This window comes from Marinomonas primoryensis (assembly GCF_013372285.1).
In the GTDB taxonomy this organism is placed as follows: Bacteria; Pseudomonadota; Gammaproteobacteria; order Pseudomonadales; family Marinomonadaceae; genus Marinomonas; species Marinomonas primoryensis.
In genome coordinates, this window is sequence record NZ_CP054301.1 from 2054919 (window position 1) to 2075036 (window position 20118).

Below are 20118 nucleotides of genomic sequence, written 5' to 3' on the forward strand. Positions count from 1 at the left end.
GATATAAGAGAGACTGATTATATCCGTTTCAAAGACTTAACAGGGCTTACAATATGGCAATTCATCCTCAAGCTGGACAGCTTGCTCCGCATACTTCTCTGGTAAATTTACCTGAACTCATGACGGCTTATTATTTAAAAAAGCCTCGAGTGATTACTCATCCAGATGAATGTGTGAGTTTTGGTACCTCAGGACACCGAGGCAGTGCTTTACTCGCCAGTTTTAATGAAGATCACATTCTTGCTATCACTCAAGCCATTGCTGAGTACCGTCAAGCTCAACATATTTCAGGACCACTTTACCTAGGCAAAGACACTCATGCTTTGTCTGAAGCCGCTTTTCAAACCGCGTTGAGTGTCTTTACCGCGAATGGCGTCCGAGTTCGTACTCAGCTCAATGGAGGCTTCACGCCCACGCCTGTTATTTCTCATGCTGTCTTGACGCACAATAATAAAACACAGACTGACCTTAGTGACGGCATTGTCATTACGCCTTCTCATAACCCACCAGAAGATGGTGGTATTAAATACAATTCTATAAAAGGTGGACCTGCAGACAAAGACATAACGGATTGGGTTGCAAAAAGAGCGAATGCTTTACTGAAAGGAAACTTACACGGTGTGAAGCGATTTTCTATAGAAGAGATAGAAGAGAGCGGGTTAGTTGAGCCTTTTGATTACATTAATCATTATGTAAACGATCTTGAAAATGTCATCGATATGCAAGCCATTGCAAACGCCAAAATTCGAATTGGTGTTGATCCAATGGGGGGGGCAGGTATTCATTATTGGAAGCCTATTGCAAAAAAATATGGCTTAGACATTACCGTTGTAAACTCAGAAGTTGATCCAACGTTTCGTTTTGTTCCGTTGGATAAAGACGGTCGTATTCGCATGGATTGTTCTTCCCCATATTCCATGCAAGGTTTGCTCAAGTTAAAAAATGATTTTGATATTGCGGTGGGTAATGACCCTGACTATGATCGTCATGGCATTGTCTGTGCTCAATCCGGCTTAATGAATCCTAATGCCTATCTTGCAGTGGCAATCGAATATTTAGCACAACACAGAGCACAATGGCCCCAAGACATTCAGTTTGGAAAAACCTTGGTGTCCAGTGGCATGATTGATCGTGTTGTAAATGGCCTTGGTCGCCGACTTTGCGAAGTGCCCGTCGGCTTTAAGTGGTATGTCGAAGGTATGTTTGAAGGTTCTATGGCATTTGGGGGCGAAGAGAGTGCAGGGGCTTCTTTTCTACGTAAAGACGGCACCGTTTGGACGACCGATAAAGATGGATTCATTATGGCGTTACTTGCAGCGGAAATCTTAGCGGTAACAGGAAAGGATCCACAGACATTGTATGAGGCTCAAGTAGCTAAGTATGGCCAGCCCTTTTATAAACGCATTGATGTTGCAGCAACCTCGGCGCAAAAATCATTATTAGGTGCGCTAGATGCAAACAATGTGACGCAAACCGAATTAGCGGGCGAAACGATTGTCTCTGTTCTAACTCATGCTCCGGGCAATGGAGCCGCCATTGGTGGTTTAAAAGTGTCTACCGAGAATGGTTGGTTTGCCGCCAGGCCATCCGGCACAGAAAATGTGTACAAAATCTATTTGGAAAGTTTTATTTCAGAAGAACATCTTGCCAAGCTGGAAGAGGAGGCGAAAGCCTTAGTGAATAAAGTACTAGACAACTAAACTTTATGCTTATCAAAAATGCCGCTGATGAAGCGGCATTTTTTATTTTTCCTGATGAGCAGGCAGTACTTTTAGTAGAGTGAGAGAGTCAAACAGCCGACAAACGAGACAACCATTTAGTTAATTGAAAACCCATGTGATTGCTCAGGCTTAGAGCGTGTGCTTTGAGCTCTTTTGCATTGCCATGGTTCATTCTTTTACCCGCAATAATCACCCAGTTACCACCGCCTGTATCTAATGCACGAACATCAATGAAGTGTTTTTTAATGATGTCAGTGAGGTCTTGGTTATTTTTGTCATTCATCCAGCAATTTAGGACAAGCCAGCCGTCATCTTTGATATTTTTAGCACAGTTCTCAATAAAGCTCGCCTGTAAAACGCCCTGATCCATACCTTCAGTGTTGTAAAGGTCCGTCATGAGTAAGTCGACTTTCTTAGGTAGGCCTTCTGCCATGCAATCAATGGCGTTTGCCACGTTTAATGTAATCCGCTTGCCTCTTGGAAGTTTGAAATACATTTCAGCAGCATCCATTACTTCTTGACGTAGTTCTACTGCAGTAATGTGTATAGCGGGTACTGCATGGTGTAAAGCATGAAGTAATGCACCACCACCTAACCCTAAAATACACACTCTTTTAGGCTCGCAGAACAATAAAGGCAGCATCATGGCTTGGGTGTATTCGTGTTGCAAAATGTGCGGTGTAGAAAGGCGAATACGACTTTGCTCATCACCTTCTGCAAAGGACAAAACTCGATACTGACCATCATCAAAAATGCGAATAGGGCCTAGATCATCGGCGCTATCGTGTAATAAATTTTGGTGACTCATGGTATTCCTTAATAGGGGAAAAGAAGACTCGGAATTCCGAGTCTTGATGGTTGTGTGATATCTGCCAATATTTAATCGACAGTGGCTTCTCTTAAATGTTTTAAGAGCACCTGTATCGGATGAGGGATGGCGACATCGTCAAAGCGTTTTACTTGGCTTCGACAAGAATAACCTGTTGCGACCAATTTTTCGATCAATACAGGGTTGTCTACTTTTTCTTTCCATGAAAGTTCATAAATGGTTTTTGATGTTTCTTGGTTGGCTGACTCGTGACCGTAAGTCCCCGCCATGCCGCAGCAGCCAACATTTTCAACTTTTAACTCAAGCCCGAGTATGCTGTAAATTTTTTGCCAGTCTTGAATCGAGGCAGCTGCATTGGTTTTTTCTGTGCAGTGTGTCATTAGGTGATAGGTTGAATTATCGCACATTAAAGGCTGCTTGATGAGGTGCTCGCTTTTTTGAGCTAACCATTCTTGCATGAGTTGGATTTTTGGCACTTGTCGGCTGTTACTAAACGCTTTTGTGTATTCCGCTCGATAAGTTAGCGTCATAGATGGGTCAATACCAATAAAAGGTAGACCATAAAACGATAATCTTTGTAGCATATCGAGATTTTTACGGGCGGTATTATTAAACGCTTTTATAAAACCGTGAACGTGCAATGGTTTGCCGTTGGGCATGTAGGGTGCGAGGTAGGCTTGAAAGCCAAGGCGACTTAACGTTTCCATCGTATCTAATACCAGTTGAGTTTCAAAATAACTGGTAAAAGCATCTTGGACGACAATTACGGCGCGAGATCTGTCTTTTGGACTTAATGATTCAATGGCCAACGGCGTGGCTAAACGAATACCTCGACGTGACATTTCTTTTTTAAGGTTGAGTGTGCTCAGTGTTGGATTATCGGTTAGGCCAATATACTTGCTACTAACATGATTTACCCAACGCCGACGTACTAACCAGTTATAGGGTTGAGGGAAAAGGGCCATCGTTGGCATCATAAACTCTAAAGAACCAACTAGGTAATCTTTGACTGGCCGTAAATATCGACTGTAATAAAGTTCAAGAAAATTGGCTCTAAACTCTGGTACATCCACTTTAATAGGGCATTGTCCTACACAGGATTTACACGCTAAACACCCCATCATGGCGTCATGAACTTCGTTAGAAAAATCATAATCCCCACGGCGTTTTGCCAGTGTATTTTTCAATCGAGGGAGAAAACTGATTAAAAAGTGACTGCTTTTGGCTTCTTTACTTGCTTGCACTGTATCAACATCTTGCGCACTCATGCCGCGCAACCATTCACGCATCAAGGACGCTCGACCTTTTGGTGAATGCCTACGATCTCGTGTACCTTTCCAAGAAGGACACATAGCATCATTAGGGTCGAAATTGTAACAAGCGCCGTTGCCATTACAGTACATTCCTTCTTTAAATTGATCTCTATTTTTAAGAGGAATCTGACGATCAAATTGGCCGCGTAGTGGGACGCTGTCTATTTTTAGCAAATCAGCACCCAACTCAAAAGGAGTGGCAATTTTACCAGGATTCAATTGATTTCTTGGATCAAAAGCGCCTTTCACTTGCTGAATACTAGGATACAGTTTCCCGAAGAAGGCAGGCGCGTATTCGGAGCGTACGCCTTTGCCGTGTTCGCCCCACAATAAACCATTGTATTTTTGAGTAAGAGCAACCACTTTGTCAGTAATTTCTCGAATCATAGGCTCTTGAGATTCATTTTTGAGATCCAAGGCTGGGCGGACATGTAATACACCTGCGTCAACATGGCCAAACATGCCATATTGAACATGATAACTGTCAAGCACAGCACGAAACTCCATGATGAAATCCGCGAGATTCTCTGGTGGTACCGCCGTATCTTCTACAAAAGGAATGGGGCGTTTATCCCCTTTAGCATTGCCTAATAAGCCAACGGATTTTTTCCGCATAGCCCACAGTTTGTTGACGTTTTCATGCCCCATGGCGATGGTGTAACCTAGGGCGCTACTGCCACCTGATTTTGCTAGGATATCTAGAGCATCAGTAAGAATCTTAACTTTTTCGGTGACGTCTTGCTCGTCGTCGCCCGTATATTCCACTAGGTTAATGCCTTGGATGTTTTCTCCTGTGTGTTGAGGAAAAAACTCGGAGACGGAATTCCAAATGCTGTCACCTTTTGCAAGGCCTAACACTTTAGAGTCGACGGTTTCGATGGACGTAGGTTTAGCTGCAAGTAATTTGCGCGCATGACGCAACGAGCCTTCAAAACTGTCATAGCGAATATTCACTAAAGCTGCATGCGTAGGAATAGTAAGAAGGTTTACTTTTGCTTCGACAATAAATCCCAATGTGCCTTCTGATCCGCACAACACAGAATTCATATTGAAACGTCCGTCTTCGGTACGTATATGCGCTAAATCATAGCCTGTTAAACAACGGTTCAACGCAGGAAAAGAGTCCTTTATTTCTTGAGCTTTACTTTTTTGGATTGAATCAACGATACGGTGAGCATGGGCAGAATAGTCGCTGCCGCTTTGAATTTTAGCCAGCGAATCATCATTAATGGGGGAAGAGTCAAGCAGGTAACCATCCAATAATACCGTTTTAAGTGATAAAACATGGTCACGCGTTTTTCCGTACATTACGGAGCCTTGTCCGCTGGCATCGGTATTTATCATGCCGCCAATGGTAGCTCGGTTGCTGGTTGATAACTCGGGGGCAAAAAACAATCCATGAGGTTTGATGGCTTTGTTAAGCTGATCTTTTACCACCCCAGCTTCGACCCGAGCCCAACCCTCTTCTGTATTGATTTCCAATATATGATTCATGTGCTTGGATAAATCTACCACCAAACCATCCGTCAGTGATTGACCATTGGTTCCTGTGCCGCCACCTCTAGGACTTAATACAATATCTTGAAATTCTTCTTGATTTGACAGGCTAACCAGTAATTGGATGTCTTGAATGTTTTTAGGGTAAATAACCCCTTGAGGCAAAATCTGGTAGATAGAGTTGTCGGTTGAATGAACCACGCGGTTAGCATAATCAGGGTTGGTATCCCCTAAAAATCCTGAGGCTTTCAGGCGTTCGATGAAAGAAAGGTATTTAGCCTGAATTGGCGAGACTTCAGAAAGCCTTGGAATCATGTTTCATCTCCACAAATGATGAGTGCGCAGATTTTAACAAAGAAACGAGCAATAAAGTGATATTTATCAGACGAAAAAAACGATTAGCAATACGTAAAAATATCATGATCTAGATAAGTCAAAAGAGAGCGTTGCTAACTCAGTCAATGAGAATGCTCATAGCAATTAATATGTTACTCTTACGCTATTAAAGGCTTCTCATACGATTAGGTTTATTTGTGTCCTTCATCCAGCCGATCATTTTATCGTCATCATGCCAACATTCGCTTCATCATCGTTACGAACTGAGTATCTACCGTGGAGACTGTGAACATCCACATGCACCTGGTAACAAATGGCACAAGCTTCAACACCATCTTACTGAAGCAAAAAAACAGCAAGCGAGTGTTATTGCAACTTTTGGAGGGCCTTTTTCAAATCACCTCCATGCTTTTGGTTCGACACTAAAATCCATACCATTCAAAGCGGTAGCGGTCGTTCGAGGAGAACTACAGCCTAAGTTAACACCGACATTAATAGATATGGTGAATAACGGTGTTGAGTTATGGCCTTCGTCTCGATCGGATTATCGACTAGGTGCGTCCTCTGACGTAACTCATACTATTAATATGCTCTACGACAATGTTTACTGGATTCCGGAAGGCGGTGGTGGTCTGCTGGGCACATTAGGGTGTCGAGATTGGGCCGGAGACATTAGCAATATGGATGATGAATATGACGCATGGGTAGTATCAGCAGGAACAGGAACAACAGCAGCAGGTTTATTGGCTCATCATCAAACACCTGATTTACACGTTTTTAGTGCATTAAAAGGCGCACAAAATCAGAGGGATTTTATTGTTGATCAAGCGCAACAAATAAACGCCGCTGAGCTCTCTCAATCGATGGCTATTCAAAAGCCGCTTTCAGAAAAATTATTTTTCCATTCCCATTGTCATGAAGGTGGTTACGCAAAACAAAGTCCCGCGTTAAAAAAGTTCATATACGAATTTGCTAAAAATAACTCTGATAGTCCGTTGGATCCCGTTTATACCTGCAAAAGTATGTATGCCGTATTCACAGCGATGGAAGAAGGTACTTGGCCCTATCGACGTACATTATTTATCCATACTGGAGGATTACAAGGCTGGCGAGGCTATCCATTAAGCAGTAATCCTTTTGTCCTGCCTTAACGAGATGGCGACAGCCAGCTTCTTCATGTTAAAGTTGGCTCAATTATGTAAAACTCACTTTAATAATAAAACCCGTTTTGAAAACACGTTAGTGGGTTGTTTTGTTACATCGACAGACGAGAAGAGAATGACGCATGAGTCTTTTTAGACGTGTTGGTATTATTGCTCGATTAGATAAACCTCAGATCCTTGATACGGTCAAGAAGCTGATGGAATACCTCCAAGAAAAGGATGTTGCGCCAGTACTTGAGGACCAGTTAGCGGCAATGATGCCCGGTATCAAAGTCGACTCTGCGCCATTAAAAGAATTAGGTGATCATTGTGATATGGTCATGGTAGTAGGCGGCGATGGTAGTTTTCTTGGTGCTGCAAGAGCTATCTGTCATTACGACATCCCTGTTCTGGGTATCAATAGAGGCACATTGGGTTTTCTAACGGATATCTCTCCGCACAATCTAAAAGAAGAATTGGACCCTATTTTTCGTGGTGAATACCAAGAAGAAAAGCGCTTCATGATCGAAGCAAAAATTAAGCGCCAGAACCGACCAAGCGGCGAGGGCATTGCGCTCAATGATTTAGTCCTGCACCCCGGAAAATCCGCTAGAATGATACGTTTTGATTTATTCATCGACGATCAGTTTGTGATGAATCAAAAATCCGATGGTTTAATTGTGGCAACCCCCACGGGCTCAACCGCTTATGCATTATCCGCTGGTGGACCTATTCTATTGCCGAAATTAGATGCACTGGTTTTGGTTCCTATGCACCCGCATACATTGAGTAACCGACCAATAGTGATTGATGCTAACGCGCGAATTAGGATTGTAGTCTGTGAATCCAACCTTACTTATCCCAGTGTTAGTTGTGATGGTCAGCTTAATATTACTGCCGCACCAGGTGATGAAATTTACATCACGAAAAAAACGGGTGGCATACGTTTAATACACCCTAGAAACCATGATTTTTATAATGTGTGTCGTGATAAATTAGGTTGGCAATCCAGTTATCGCCCTTAATCCATATTTTGCGGTTAAGGTTTTTATCATCTTAAGAAGGTATCCTCTTTAGGGCTCCATGTATTTTGTTTATCAATTCAAAGAAGCAGAAGACCCTAAGGGGTTAACCCAAGCCTTATGGCACCATAAGGTGGCTCATCAAATTATTTCTGAACAAGGTCATAATGAGTTGTGGGTGTTGGACCCAAGCCAGCGTCCGACTGTTGATCAGCTTATGGCCATTTGGAAGGATGACCCATCTTTGTTAGAACAAACTCGTCCTGTGCTTACATCTAGCTCGGTTTCGAAAAGTCGCATCTTTACTCAACTTACGTTAGCGCCTGTTACAGCAGGGCTATTGATCGTCACTTTGCTTGTTGCTGTGGTCACCAAACTTGGCTCAGACCTCACTATGGTTGGCTACTTGTCTATTACGCCATTCGATATAAAGAATGGTCATATTTATTTTTATACTCTGTCTGAAGTTTTTTCTAAAGGTGAATACTGGCGCCTTTTTACGCCCACGCTGCTGCACTTTAGTGTGCTTCATATTGTCTTTAACACCTTATGGATTTGGGACATTGGTAGAAGAATTGAGCGTCAACTAGGCTCTATTCTTTGGAGTGTTGGCGTCTTAATTATTGCTATCATGAGCAACGCTTTACAGTACGAAATAAGTGGCTATCCTCTTTTTGGAGGCTTATCTGGCGTGGTCTATGGTGTGATTGGTTTTGCTTGGTTATTGCCACTTTTAAATAAACGTTGGCCTATTATTATTAGTAAGCAATTGATGATCTTTTTTATTGTTTGGTTGGCCGTAGGTTATACTCCTTTTCCCGAAATGTTAGGGCTAGGAAGTATCGCTAATACGGCTCATAGCATTGGATTATTAACCGGTTTAGCGCTGGGTGTTGTCTATTGGGTCGCAACCAAGCATCGTCAACGTTAATTGAACAGCTATCTGTTTGAATACAAAGAGAAATAAAATGAATTTTAAAGAAATGATCGACAATATGTCGCCAGAAGTATACGTGAAATTAAAGCAGGCCGTTGAACTCGGGAAATGGCCTAATGGCGTGCGTTTAACACCAGATCAAACAGAGTTGTGTCTACAAGCCGTTATTACCTACGATTACAGCAATAAAGAGGAAAAAGATCGAGTAGGCTACATCGAGACTAAAGGCCACAAAGGCAGAGATGCTAAAAAGCCAAACGACGAGCATGACACCATTAAGTGGATAGGTGATGGTCCTGAGGGGCAGGCTTGATGTTACAAGGTAACCTTAAAAAAATGTCGACGGAAGTACATGACGGTCAAGTTTACTATTATCTTGATTTGGGCCGCGATCGAGTCACAGTTAATGATCTTCTTTCCAAAAAAATATCGTTATATCTTGATGGCACCATCCATTGTACTCATTGTGGAAAAGTCACTAAAAAATCATTCAGCCAAGGCTTTTGTTTTAACTGTTTTAGAAAGTTAGCGGCTTGTGATGTTTGTATCATGAGCCCAGAAAAATGCCATTTTCATTTAGGAACCTGTCGTGAACCTGAATGGGCAGAGCAGTATTGCATGCAAAGTCATTATGTTTATTTGGCCAATTCTTCAGCTTTAAAAGTCGGTATTACTCGCGGCGATCAATTGCCAACCAGATGGATAGATCAAGGAGCCACGCAAGCACGAGCCTTATTTCGAGTTCAAAACCGAAGAATGTCTGGTTTGGTTGAAACCTTATTCAAATCGGAAGTGGCTGACAAAACAAATTGGCGCAATATGCTCAAGGGGATTTCTCTCGAGATGGATCTTGAGTTTGAACAGGAGCGCTTAATTGGTCAATTATATGAAGGTCTTGATTCCCTTCAGCGTGAGTTCGGGCTGCAATCCATTACCGATTTATCGGACGAGAATGAAACCCACGAATTTATTTACCCCGTTTTAGAATACCCGACCAAAGTCACCAGCATTAATGCAGAAAAAACGCCATGTATTGAAGGTACTTTGATGGGAATAAAAGGCCAGTATTGGATACTCGATACCGGCGTGATAAATATTCGTAAGTACACAGGCTATCAAGCGACATTGACATTTTAGGAGAGAACACATGAAAGAGAGTCAACCTTCAGCGATTTTTTTAAAAGACTATAAAGTTCCTCCTTTTCTAATTGATAAAACCGAACTGACATTTGATCTAGATGAAGCGACGACAATCGTGACGTCACGGTTGCACATGCGACGTAATCCTGCGTTTGGAAAATCGACAGCGCCACTCGTTCTAGACGGTGGTGAAGATGTGAAGTTGATCGGTGTCGCCATGGATGATTATTCATTGCCACCTGAAGAATACAGAATCAGCGAAGGCAAACTGATTATTACGGCCACCGCAGATAAGTTTGTTTTTACCTGTGAAACCTTACTTGAACCACAAAATAATACCCGCCTTGAAGGACTATACCGCTCATCTTCTATGTTTTGTACTCAATGTGAAGCGGAAGGTTTTCGTCACATAACTTACTATTTAGATCGCCCAGATGTGATGTCTGTATTCACGACCACGATTATTGCAGACGAATCACGCTATCCTGTTTTGTTGTCTAACGGCAATGAAGTTGAGCGTAGTAAGACAGACGACGGAAAAACGCTTGTTGTATGGCATGACCCTTTCCCTAAACCCGCTTATCTTTTTGCTTTAGTCGCTGGTGATCTTGCAGTAAAAAACGATGTATTTACAACGCAAAGTAAACGCGATGTAAAGCTACAGATTTTCACTGAGACCCATAATATCGACAAAGTGGGTTACGCTATGGAAGCGCTTAAGCGTTCTATGCGTTGGGATGAAGAGGCTTATGGTCGTGAGTACGATTTAGATATTTTTATGATCGTTGCGGTCGATGATTTCAATATGGGTGCGATGGAGAATAAAGGGTTAAACATATTTAACTCTTCTTGTTTGTTAGCGAGCCCAGAAACAACAACAGACGACAGTTACCTTCGTGTAGAAGCCATTGTCGCTCATGAATATTTCCATAACTGGTCTGGTAATCGTGTTACTTGCCGAGATTGGTTTCAGTTAAGTTTGAAAGAAGGTTTTACCGTTTTCCGTGATCAAACTTTCTCAGCCGATATGCATTCAGAAACCGTCAAAAGGGTGGAAGATGTTTCCTTCCTTAAAACGGCGCAGTTTGCTGAAGATGCAGGTCCTATGGCGCACCCAGTACGTCCAGCGTCGTTTATTGAAATTTCAAATTTTTATACGCTAACAGTGTATGAGAAGGGCGCTGAAATAGTGCGTATGATCCATACTTTGTTGGGAAAAGAGGAATTCCGCGCTGGGTCTGATCTGTACTTTAACCGTCATGATGGGCAAGCCGTGACCTGTGATGACTTTGTTGCCGCGATGCAAGATGCTTCTGGTGTTGACCTTACTCAATTCAAGCGCTGGTATTCTCAAGCGGGTACACCGATTGTAACGGTGACGGATACGTTTGATGCAGAAACTGGCATTTATCGTTTGACAATGAAGCAAGATACGCCAGCAACGCCGGGCCAACCAACCAAGCTACCATTGCATATTCCTATACGTGTTGGTTTATTGGATGAGTTGGGGAACGCGTTATCAGCAACAGTCGACAATGTGAATTCAGAAGATCATGTTTTACATTTAATTTCTAATGAACAAGTATTCGAGTTTGCCGGACTGACAGCGCGTCCTGTACCGTCTTTATTACGAGGTTTTTCCGCTCCCGTCAAACTTCGATATGACTATGCCCCAGCAAACTTATTGCTATTGATGTCGGCTGATTCTGATGGTTTCAATCGTTGGAGTGCTGCGCAACAATTGGCCGTTAATGAGTTAAATACGTTGATCAAGCAATCGATTGACGGTGAAACTTTATCGGTGAATTCTCAGTTAGCACATGGCTTTAAAGCATTATTAAGTGATGCAAGTTTAGATCCTGCGATGGTGGCGTTAGTGCTGGCTTTACCAAGCCAGGCGTACCTTTCAGAGTTGGCAAATCCTATTTACCCTGCGGCAATTAAACAAGCACGCCAATATTTAAAAGCTCAGCTAGCAAATACGTTGGCCGAAGACTTTGAACGCGTTTATCGAGAGCACAGTATTTCAGGTGAGTACCAGGCGACAGCTGAAGACATCGCACATCGGTCGCTGAAAAATATGGCCTTATCTTACTGGGTTGAAACAAAAGATGAGACTGCTCATCGAATTGTTTCAGAGCAATTCCAGTCGGCTAATAACATGACAGATCAGTTTTCCGCGCTGTCCATCGCCGTGAATTCACAACATGAAAAGGCGGCCGAGTTATTGGCTGCTTTTTATGAGCAATGGAAAGATGAGCCTTTAGTGGTCAATAAATGGTTAATGCTGACCGCGAGTCAAGAACACGATGCGGCATTGGCAACGGTGAAAGGGTTAATGGAACATCCTGCTTTTGATCTAAAAAATCCTAATAAAGTACGCTCTGTATTAGGTGGGTTTGGTCAAAGTATGTCTGGCTTCCATAAAGAGGATGGGAGTGGTTATCGCTTTTTGGCCGATCAGATTATCTTATTAAATAAGAGAAATCCGCAAATTGCTTCCAGACTTTGCACACCTCTAACACGATGGAAGAAACTACAGCCGGAATTAAGTGTAAAAATGAAAGCGGAACTGGAACGTATTCTGTCGGAAGAGTTATCTAAAGATGTTTATGAGGTTGTCTCTAAAAGTCTTGCTTAAATAATCCCGTACTTAATACACCTAAGGCCCTCTAAGAACTTTTCCTAGAGGGCCTTTTTGTGACCTTATAATAATCACTCATGAGAAGATCTTTACTGGTTCTTTGCATTCCATACTCAAATCTGGCATAAGAGAGGTAACCTATTGTCGACCTTGAGTTTATTAAGGAGCGAAAAATGAAAGTCCGTTCAAAGATTTTAATTCCTGTTACTTTGGGCCTAATGATGTCTGCTTGCAGTACATCCTCCAGCCAACAGACATCGTCTGTGATTGTGCCAGAAGTTAGTAATACCGATACATCGCCTCAAAGCCCTATTGTTAGTGCAAGTAATAGCGAGTTAGATAAGGGAATAGCCTCAAAACAAGTGCTTATAGAATCTCTCCAGCGACAACTTGCTGACAATGAAAGACAGCTGTCGTTTCTTAACCTGTCTCTTAATGAGAAGGACAGGGCTATAGCGGATTTACAAAAATCTTCGTCCAACGCAGAATCGTTAGCCGCATTAGAAGAGCAGAAAAAATCGCGAGAAACGCTAGAATCACGTTATGCTGCATTAAAGCTGGATAACGATTTACTGACTCGTCGTATCAATCAACTAGAAAATGAAAATACCTCATTAAAGCAGCAGGTTTCTAGTTTAGAATCTATGCCTACATCACAAGATGGCTTTAAGCAAAGTTACCTTACTCTATTGAGTGAGAATACCGAGTTACAAAATAAATACGCCAATTTAGAAGCTGACAATAAAGCGAATCAAAAACAACTTTCTATGTTGAAAAAAGAAAACTTGATACTGGGTGGTGCATTGTCTGATGCAAGAGCTCAGCACCAAGTCTTGTGGGATGAAATTCGCTCCTTACGAGATGATTCAGATCAAATGAATACATCAATTCAACCTTTGGATTCAAGCTCACTATCGGAAACCAACCCCGTTTTTGATTACGCTCGTGAAAATACGCAAATTCGAATGGACTTAGCAAATCTACAGAAGCAGGTTGCAGAGCAGAAACTGATCATTGAAGAATATCAAAGTGATGTTTTAAAACTAGAGTCGGCGCTTGATGAAGGTGCTGACTATGAAGCGCGCTGGAAAGAGCTTGACGATAAACTGGCTCAAGCTCAGCAAGACAATGTGGCATTGTCGTCTCAACTTAATGCCGCTGGTGCAGAGCTCGCTGCAAGCCAAACTGAACTGAGTGCACTGTCTGCTCGACTTGGCACTACTAAACAGATGTTAGAGTCGAAAGAAAACAATGACATTTCGTTAGCGGCTGCGATAGAGTCTTTCCAATTGCAGTTGAGCTCGACTCTGCAGAATGTGACGTGGCAGCTTCCTAATGAAATAGCGTTGCATAACAACTTTGAAATTTTAGTGTCGGCTGACGTTCAGCCTTCCCTTTCTGGCCAAACTTATCAAGCTGAGCTGGTAACAGACAGTGAAATCAATATGATTAGTGATCGACTAGCAACGGCAGTGGTTCAAGGTGGTCGTTTGCAGTGGCGTTGGCGGGTATCGGGTTTAAATGAAAAGCCGGTAGCGCAACTCAACTTATTTGTCAGTCAGCAAATTAATTTCGAAGACCAATCTATCCAAAGACAGGTTTATCGTGGAAATGAAACTTTATCCTTGATCAATACCAACTTGTTTGAAAAGTATGGCTATTGGGTAGGCGCGATTTTATTGGGCTTGTTGGGTGGTTTTCTTATCGGTCGTCTTAACAAATCGAAAAACACGCTGTAATACTAGAAATACTAGAAATACTAGAAATACTAGAAATACTAGAAATACTAGAAATACTAGAAATGCTTAAATTCTACTAATAAGTGAATAAGTGCGGAACCGTTGGTTCCGCACTGTCTTCCCGTCGAATCATTCAACTCCTCATTACTATTTTTCAACGTCAAAACAATCGCTTTTCGGTATAGTACCTCTGCATATTCTTTTTTGAGGTGGTGAGAGTGGTAAAGTCCGATTCGTATTCTATTATTGAGAAACGACTAGCTGAAAATGTATTAATCCTTGATGGTGCCATGGGCACCATGATCCAAGCGTATAAATTAGAAGAGCAGGATTACCGTGGCGATCGTTTTGAAGATTGGAACAGTGACGTAAAAGGCAATAATGACCTATTGTCCCTGACTCAACCTAAAATCATTAAAGACATTTATTCAGCTTATCTTGCCGCTGGCGCGGACATTATTGAAACCAACACCTTTAACGCCAACTATATTTCCATGCTGGATTACGGCATGGAATCGCTTAGCTACGAGCTTAATTTTGAATCGGCTCGTTTGGCACGTGAAGCCGCAGATGCGTTCACTAGCAAGAATCCAAACAAACCTCGTTTTGTGGCAGGTGCTGTTGGGCCAACCAGCCGTACGTGTACCATTTCACCGGATGTAAATGATCCAGGCTTTCGTAATGTACATTTCGATGAGCTAGTTGAGGCATATACAACAGCGGTCGATGGATTGGTCAAGGGTGGTGTTGATCTTATTCTGATTGAAACCATATTTGATACCTTGAACGCCAAAGCTGCGATTTATGCCGTATTGGACTATTTCGAAAAAACCGGTGTGCGTTATCCCATCATGATTTCTGGCACCATTACCGATGCCTCAGGCCGAACGCTTTCTGGGCAAACGACTGAAGCGTTTTGGAATTCTATTTCGCATGCAAAACCTATTTCCGTCGGATTAAACTGTGCGTTAGGGCCAAAAGAGTTACGCCAATATATAGAAGAGCTATCTCGTATTGCTGACACCCATGTGTCAGCTCACCCCAATGCTGGCTTGCCAAATGCTTTTGGTGAATACGACGAATCACCTGATGAGATGCTTGAAGAAATTCAAGGTTGGGTAGACGCCGGTTTCTTAAACATTATTGGCGGTTGTTGTGGTACGGCGCCAAGTCATATCGAAACGTTTGCAACCGCTTTTGCAGACGCCATACCGCGTGTTATTCCCACTATTGAAAAAGCCTGTCGACTGTCTGGTTTAGAACCTTTTAACATCGATGGCAGTAATTTGTTTGTAAACGTTGGTGAACGAACCAATGTGACTGGTTCTGCCATGTTTAAACGTCTTATTAAAGAGGGCGATTTTGACACGGCATTGAGCGTAGCTCGTCAGCAAGTTGAAAACGGCGCACAGATTATCGACATCAACATGGATGAAGGCATGTTGGACTCTCAGGCGGCCATGGAGCGCTTCCTAAAGCTGATCGCGTCGGAGCCTGATATCTCTCGCGTACCAATTATGTTGGACTCATCAAAGTGGGAAATTCTGGAAGCGGGATTGAAGTGGGTTCAGGGTAAAGGCGTTGTGAACTCCATCAGCATGAAGGAAGGCGAAGAAAACTTTAAAGAACAAGCTCGTAAGCTAATGAAATACGGTGCAGCAGTTATCGTCATGGCGTTTGATAGTGACGGTCAGGCAGATACTCGTGCGCGTAAAATAGAAATTTGTCGTCGCTCATACCATATTCTGGTAGACGAAGTTGGTTTTCCACCAGAAGACATTATTTTCGACCCAAATATTTTTGCGATTGCCACAGGCATTGAAGAGCACAATCGCTATGCATTAGATTTTATCGAGGCTACCGGCGACATTACTCGGGAATTGCCTTACGCCAAAGTGTCTGGTGGCGTGTCGAATGTGTCTTTTTCATTCCGTGGAAACAATCCTGTACGTGAAGCCATTCACACCGTGTTTCTCTATCATGCCATCCAGCAAGGCATGACAATGGGGATTGTGAATGCAGGGCAATTGGCCTTGTATGAAGACATTCCAATTAAACTTAGAAATGCCGTTGAAGATGCCGTGCTTAACCGCACGCCAGATGCAACGGACAACTTGCTTGCTATGGCGGGTGAGTTCGCAGGAACAGGTGAAGTAGCCGAAAAAGAAACACAAGAATGGCGTAGCTTGCCGGTCTCAGAGCGCTTAAGTCATGCACTTGTTAAAGGTATTACCGACTTTATTGATGAAGATACAGAAGAGGCCCGTTTAGCCTTTGATCGACCATTGGAGGTTATCGAAGGGCCTTTAATGGATGGTATGAGTATTGTTGGTGATTTGTTTGGCGCAGGTAAAATGTTCTTACCTCAAGTCGTAAAATCTGCTCGGGTAATGAAAAAAGCAGTGGCGTTTTTGATGCCGTATATCGAAGAAGAAAAAGCACGCAACATGGACACAGGATCATCAAGCAATGGCAAAATAGTCATGGCAACGGTGAAAGGCGATGTTCACGACATTGGTAAAAATATTGTTGGGGTTGTGTTGCAGTGTAACAACTTTGAAGTCATCGATTTGGGCGTTATGGTGCCAGCTGAGAAAATTTTGCGTACAGCAAAAGAAGTAGGCGCTGACATGATCGGGTTGTCTGGTCTGATTACGCCGTCTCTTGATGAGATGGTTCATGTAGCCAAAGAAATGGAGCGTCAAGGTTTTGAATTACCCGTTATGATAGGCGGTGCAACCACGTCGAAAGCACATACCGCTGTCAAAATTGAACAAAATTACAAACGTAATCAAGTCGTTCATGTGACCAATGCATCGCGTAGTGTTGGTGTAGCAAGTGCGTTACTAAGCAAAGACAAGGAGCGTCGTCAAAAATTCGTAGACGAGATAAAAGCAGATTATGAAAAAACGCGTATCCGTTATAAAGATCGAGTCAAGGCTGGCCGTCGCGTTTCTTTAAGTAAGGCGCGTTTAAACAAAGCACCCATCGAGTTTTCTGGGGCTATTGTGACACCGAAAAAAGTGGGCTTGACTGTGCTCACTGAAAAAGATATCGATTTCGAGGTTGTCAAAAAATACATTGATTGGACGCCGTTTTTCCAAACATGGGAATTGGCCGGAGCTTATCCTCGCATTCTTACGGACGCAGTTGTTGGGGTTGAAGCGACCCGTGTTTTTGCCGATGCCCTGGAAATGCTTGATGAAGTGATTGCAACGAAATGTTTGCAAGCTCGAGCGGTTGTGGGTGTGTTTCCTGCAAACCAAGTGAACGACGATGACATCGAACTTTATGCGGATGAATCTCGCACCGAAGTTATTGAAAAATTATCATTTCTACGCATCCAAAATGAACTTACGGCGCCAGGAAAATACAATCATAGCTTGTCTGACTTCGTTGCGCCAAAAGACAGTGGTGTTGCGGATTATATGGGTGCATTTGCGTGTGCTGCTGGCTTTGGCATTGATCCCCTTGTGGCTAAATATGAAGCGGATTATGACGATTATAACTCCATCATGATTAAAGCTGTGGCAGATCGTTTGGCTGAAGCAACTGCAGAATATTTACATGAGAAAGTTCGTAAAGAAATTTGGGGTTACGCTGCGGCAGAAGACCTGACTAATGAGCAGTTAATTAAAGAAAAATACCAAGGGATTCGTCCAGCTCCTGGCTATCCTGCTTGTCCGGATCACACTGAAAAAGCAAAACTGTGGACACTTTTAGATGTTAAAAACAACATCGATATGGACATTACTGAAAGCTTTGCCATGTTACCCACCGCAGCCGTTAGTGGCTGGTACTTTGCTCATCCTGATGCAACGTATTTTGGTGTCGGCAAAATTGGTCCTGATCAAGTAGACAGTTATGCTGAGCGTAAAGGAATGAGTAAAGACGATGCAGAGCGCTGGTTGGCACCAAATCTTGGTTACGATCCAGAAGACGACCGAGTCTGATTTTTCACCCAGTCCGTACGTATCATTATACGGATTGGGTACTCTTACCTCGATTGGGACTCGTACTATTTATTAAGGAAATTCTCATGGCAAAAACCATTAAAGACCCAGATCAGCATAAACAACGTATGCAAGCTATCAAGTCGCATGTCGATAAACGCATTGCAAAAGCACAAGAAGATAAAGGTACATTTGTGCTTCTGACGGGAAATGGCAAAGGGAAATCGAGTTCCGCATTGGGTATGGTGGCACGAGCTTTGGGTCATGGTATGAAGGTCGGCGTAGTGCAATTCTTAAAAGGTGAATGGAATACGGGGGAGATCGATTTTTTCAAACAACAAGAAAATGTCCAGTGGGAAATTATGCCGGCTGGTTTTACTTGGGAAACACAGAATCGTGAATCAGATATTATTTCTTCAATGCAGGCATGGAAAAAAGCAGAGATTATGCTGGCAGACCCAAGCATTGATCTAGTTGTTCTTGATGAATTAACCTATTTGCTACATTACGAGTATTTGAATGAAGATGATGTGCTTAAGGCTTTAATGCAACGTCCTGATTATCAACATCTTGTTGTGACGGGTCGAGGGGCATCTGATCCACTGATTGAATTGGCAGATACAGTGAGTGAAATCAAAGAAATTAAGCATGCTTTTAAACGCGGTATTAAGGCTCAGAAAGGGTTAGAGTTCTAATTCTTTGGCGTTATATCATTTATGTTGTTGGTTTTTATAAATAAATACTATATAAAACATTGTTCTTATTTTTAATCAAATAGAGGTTTTTATGGCTACCATTGAACGCATGGAAGTAGGGCAGCGTATGAGTCGTATCGTTAAACATAACGAAACGATTTACCTTTGTGGTCAAGTTGGTGCAGATGCCAATGCTGGCATTGTAGAACAAACTCAAACAATGCTGGATAAAGTAGACTCTTTGTTAGATCAAGCAGCATCAGATAAAGCCAATATTCTATCTGCAACTATCTACATTCGTGACATGAAAGATTTTGCGGCTATGAATGCTGTTTGGGATGCTTGGATCCCTGAAGGTTGTGCACCAGCTCGAGCTTGTATTGAAGCGAAAATGGCAAGACCAGAGTTATTAGTCGAAATTTCGGTTGTTGCAGCGCCGAAGTAATACACTGCGAAGTAAGTTGGCACTTTCTTGTCAACTTACTCTTCTCGCACCATACTAGTCTTCTTTAACCACTACATCATTTTCAACCAGTGAATTACTCAATACCCGAATCGTTCTGGCCATATCTCGCGATAAATTCATCAGTAATATGCCAAAATCAAAAGGGTATTTGTCATGAAGGTCACTAAATAATTGGCTTGAAATTTCAAGTAACAAACAGTCTTCTAAGGCGTATAGGTTACCAACGCGTTCATGCAGGGCTATCATGGAGACAAAGCCAATAGCTTCTCCGAATTGAATGGTGCGGGTTCGTGTCTTTTTTTCGTCGTGTTGTTTATAAAAGTCCAGAGTTCCATAAAGTACAGTATGGAAACTAGTACCTTTACTGCCGTAAGTAAATATTTCATCCCCTTTACTGGCTTGATGTAACACGCCATTTTCCAATAAAAACATGATGGAAGAATCTGACAAGGCGCCAAATATTGAGCCTTCTTTCAAATGTGAAGAAGATATGTCGTACTGTGTGTTTTTTGCTAAGACGGTTTTCATTTTCGTCTCCGTCGCTGTGGGTCTCTTAATATATCATCGGCTATAAAACACATTTCTAAATAGCCAAGCTTATTATTTTAGTTTTAGGCCCATTTTAATAAGAGTAGTAGTGGCGTTTTGTATTCTCTAGTAACACTTATGAGCCTCTATGTAACA

14 protein-coding genes are annotated in these 20118 nt (G+C 42.4%); 11 read left to right on the plus strand and 3 right to left on the minus strand.

Annotation, left to right across the window (positions count from 1 at the left end; translation table 11 throughout):
* Positions 1-53 precede the first annotated feature (53 nt).
* Entirely contained in the window at positions 54-1700 is a 1647-nt protein-coding gene (gene pgm, locus MP3633_RS09465; protein ID WP_176335358.1) for a phosphoglucomutase (alpha-D-glucose-1,6-bisphosphate-dependent), read from the plus strand.
* Positions 1701-1788: 88 nt separating this feature from the next.
* Here the strand turns inward: pgm and MP3633_RS09470 are convergent, their stop codons facing one another.
* The gene (locus tag MP3633_RS09470; protein WP_176335359.1) at positions 1789-2529 is read right to left on the minus strand and encodes a spermidine synthase; all 741 of its coding nucleotides are present in this window, start codon (positions 2527-2529) and stop codon (positions 1789-1791) included.
* Between the two features lie 71 nt (positions 2530-2600).
* Positions 2601-5675 carry a D-2-hydroxyglutarate dehydrogenase YdiJ gene (gene ydiJ / locus MP3633_RS09475; protein ID WP_176335360.1) on the minus strand — a complete coding sequence of 1025 codons (3075 nt, stop codon included), beginning with the start codon at positions 5673-5675 and terminating at the stop codon, positions 2601-2603.
* Between the two features lie 218 nt (positions 5676-5893).
* Here ydiJ and MP3633_RS09480 point away from each other — a divergent pair, with 218 nt between their 5' ends.
* The 10 genes from MP3633_RS09480 (at position 5894) to MP3633_RS09525 (ending at position 19413) form a co-directional block, all read left to right on the plus strand.
* A complete protein-coding gene (locus MP3633_RS09480) occupies positions 5894-6847 on the plus strand; it encodes a 1-aminocyclopropane-1-carboxylate deaminase/D-cysteine desulfhydrase (RefSeq protein ID WP_176335361.1) in 954 nt (317 codons plus the stop codon).
* Positions 6848-6981: 134 nt separating this feature from the next.
* Complete coding sequence (locus MP3633_RS09485) at positions 6982-7863, plus strand: NAD(+) kinase (protein ID WP_176335362.1); 882 nt, start codon at positions 6982-6984, stop codon at positions 7861-7863.
* 58 nt (positions 7864-7921) lie between these two features.
* Positions 7922-8791, plus strand: a complete 870-nt coding sequence (locus tag MP3633_RS09490; protein ID WP_176335363.1) for a rhomboid family intramembrane serine protease — start codon at positions 7922-7924, stop codon at positions 8789-8791.
* Positions 8792-8828: 37 nt separating this feature from the next.
* Complete coding sequence (locus MP3633_RS09495; RefSeq protein WP_176335364.1) at positions 8829-9110, plus strand: YeaC family protein; 282 nt, start codon at positions 8829-8831, stop codon at positions 9108-9110.
* Entirely contained in the window at positions 9110-9934 is an 825-nt protein-coding gene (locus MP3633_RS09500) for a DUF2797 domain-containing protein (protein ID WP_176335365.1), read from the plus strand. The genes MP3633_RS09495 and MP3633_RS09500 overlap by 1 nt, the downstream gene beginning before the upstream one ends.
* A 10-nt stretch (positions 9935-9944) precedes the next feature.
* Positions 9945-12578: an aminopeptidase N gene (pepN, locus tag MP3633_RS09505; RefSeq protein WP_176335366.1), complete on the plus strand. Its 2634-nt coding sequence runs from the start codon at positions 9945-9947 to the stop codon at positions 12576-12578.
* 176 nt (positions 12579-12754) lie between these two features.
* Entirely contained in the window at positions 12755-14320 is a 1566-nt protein-coding gene (locus tag MP3633_RS09510) for a coiled-coil domain-containing protein (protein WP_176335367.1), read from the plus strand.
* Positions 14321-14538: 218 nt separating this feature from the next.
* Entirely contained in the window at positions 14539-18273 is a 3735-nt protein-coding gene (gene metH, locus MP3633_RS09515) for a methionine synthase (RefSeq protein WP_176335368.1), read from the plus strand.
* Positions 18274-18359: 86 nt separating this feature from the next.
* Complete coding sequence (gene cobO / locus MP3633_RS09520) at positions 18360-18968, plus strand: cob(I)yrinic acid a,c-diamide adenosyltransferase (protein ID WP_176335369.1); 609 nt, start codon at positions 18360-18362, stop codon at positions 18966-18968.
* Positions 18969-19059: 91 nt separating this feature from the next.
* Positions 19060-19413, plus strand: coding sequence for a RidA family protein (locus MP3633_RS09525; RefSeq protein ID WP_112138737.1), 354 nt, complete (start codon positions 19060-19062; stop codon positions 19411-19413).
* Between the two features lie 54 nt (positions 19414-19467).
* Here the strand turns inward: MP3633_RS09525 and MP3633_RS09530 are convergent, their stop codons facing one another.
* Positions 19468-19962 (minus strand): cyclic nucleotide-binding domain-containing protein, encoded by a 495-nt coding sequence (locus MP3633_RS09530; protein WP_176335370.1) that lies wholly within the window; start codon positions 19960-19962, stop codon positions 19468-19470.
* Positions 19963-20118: the final 156 nt, after the last annotated feature.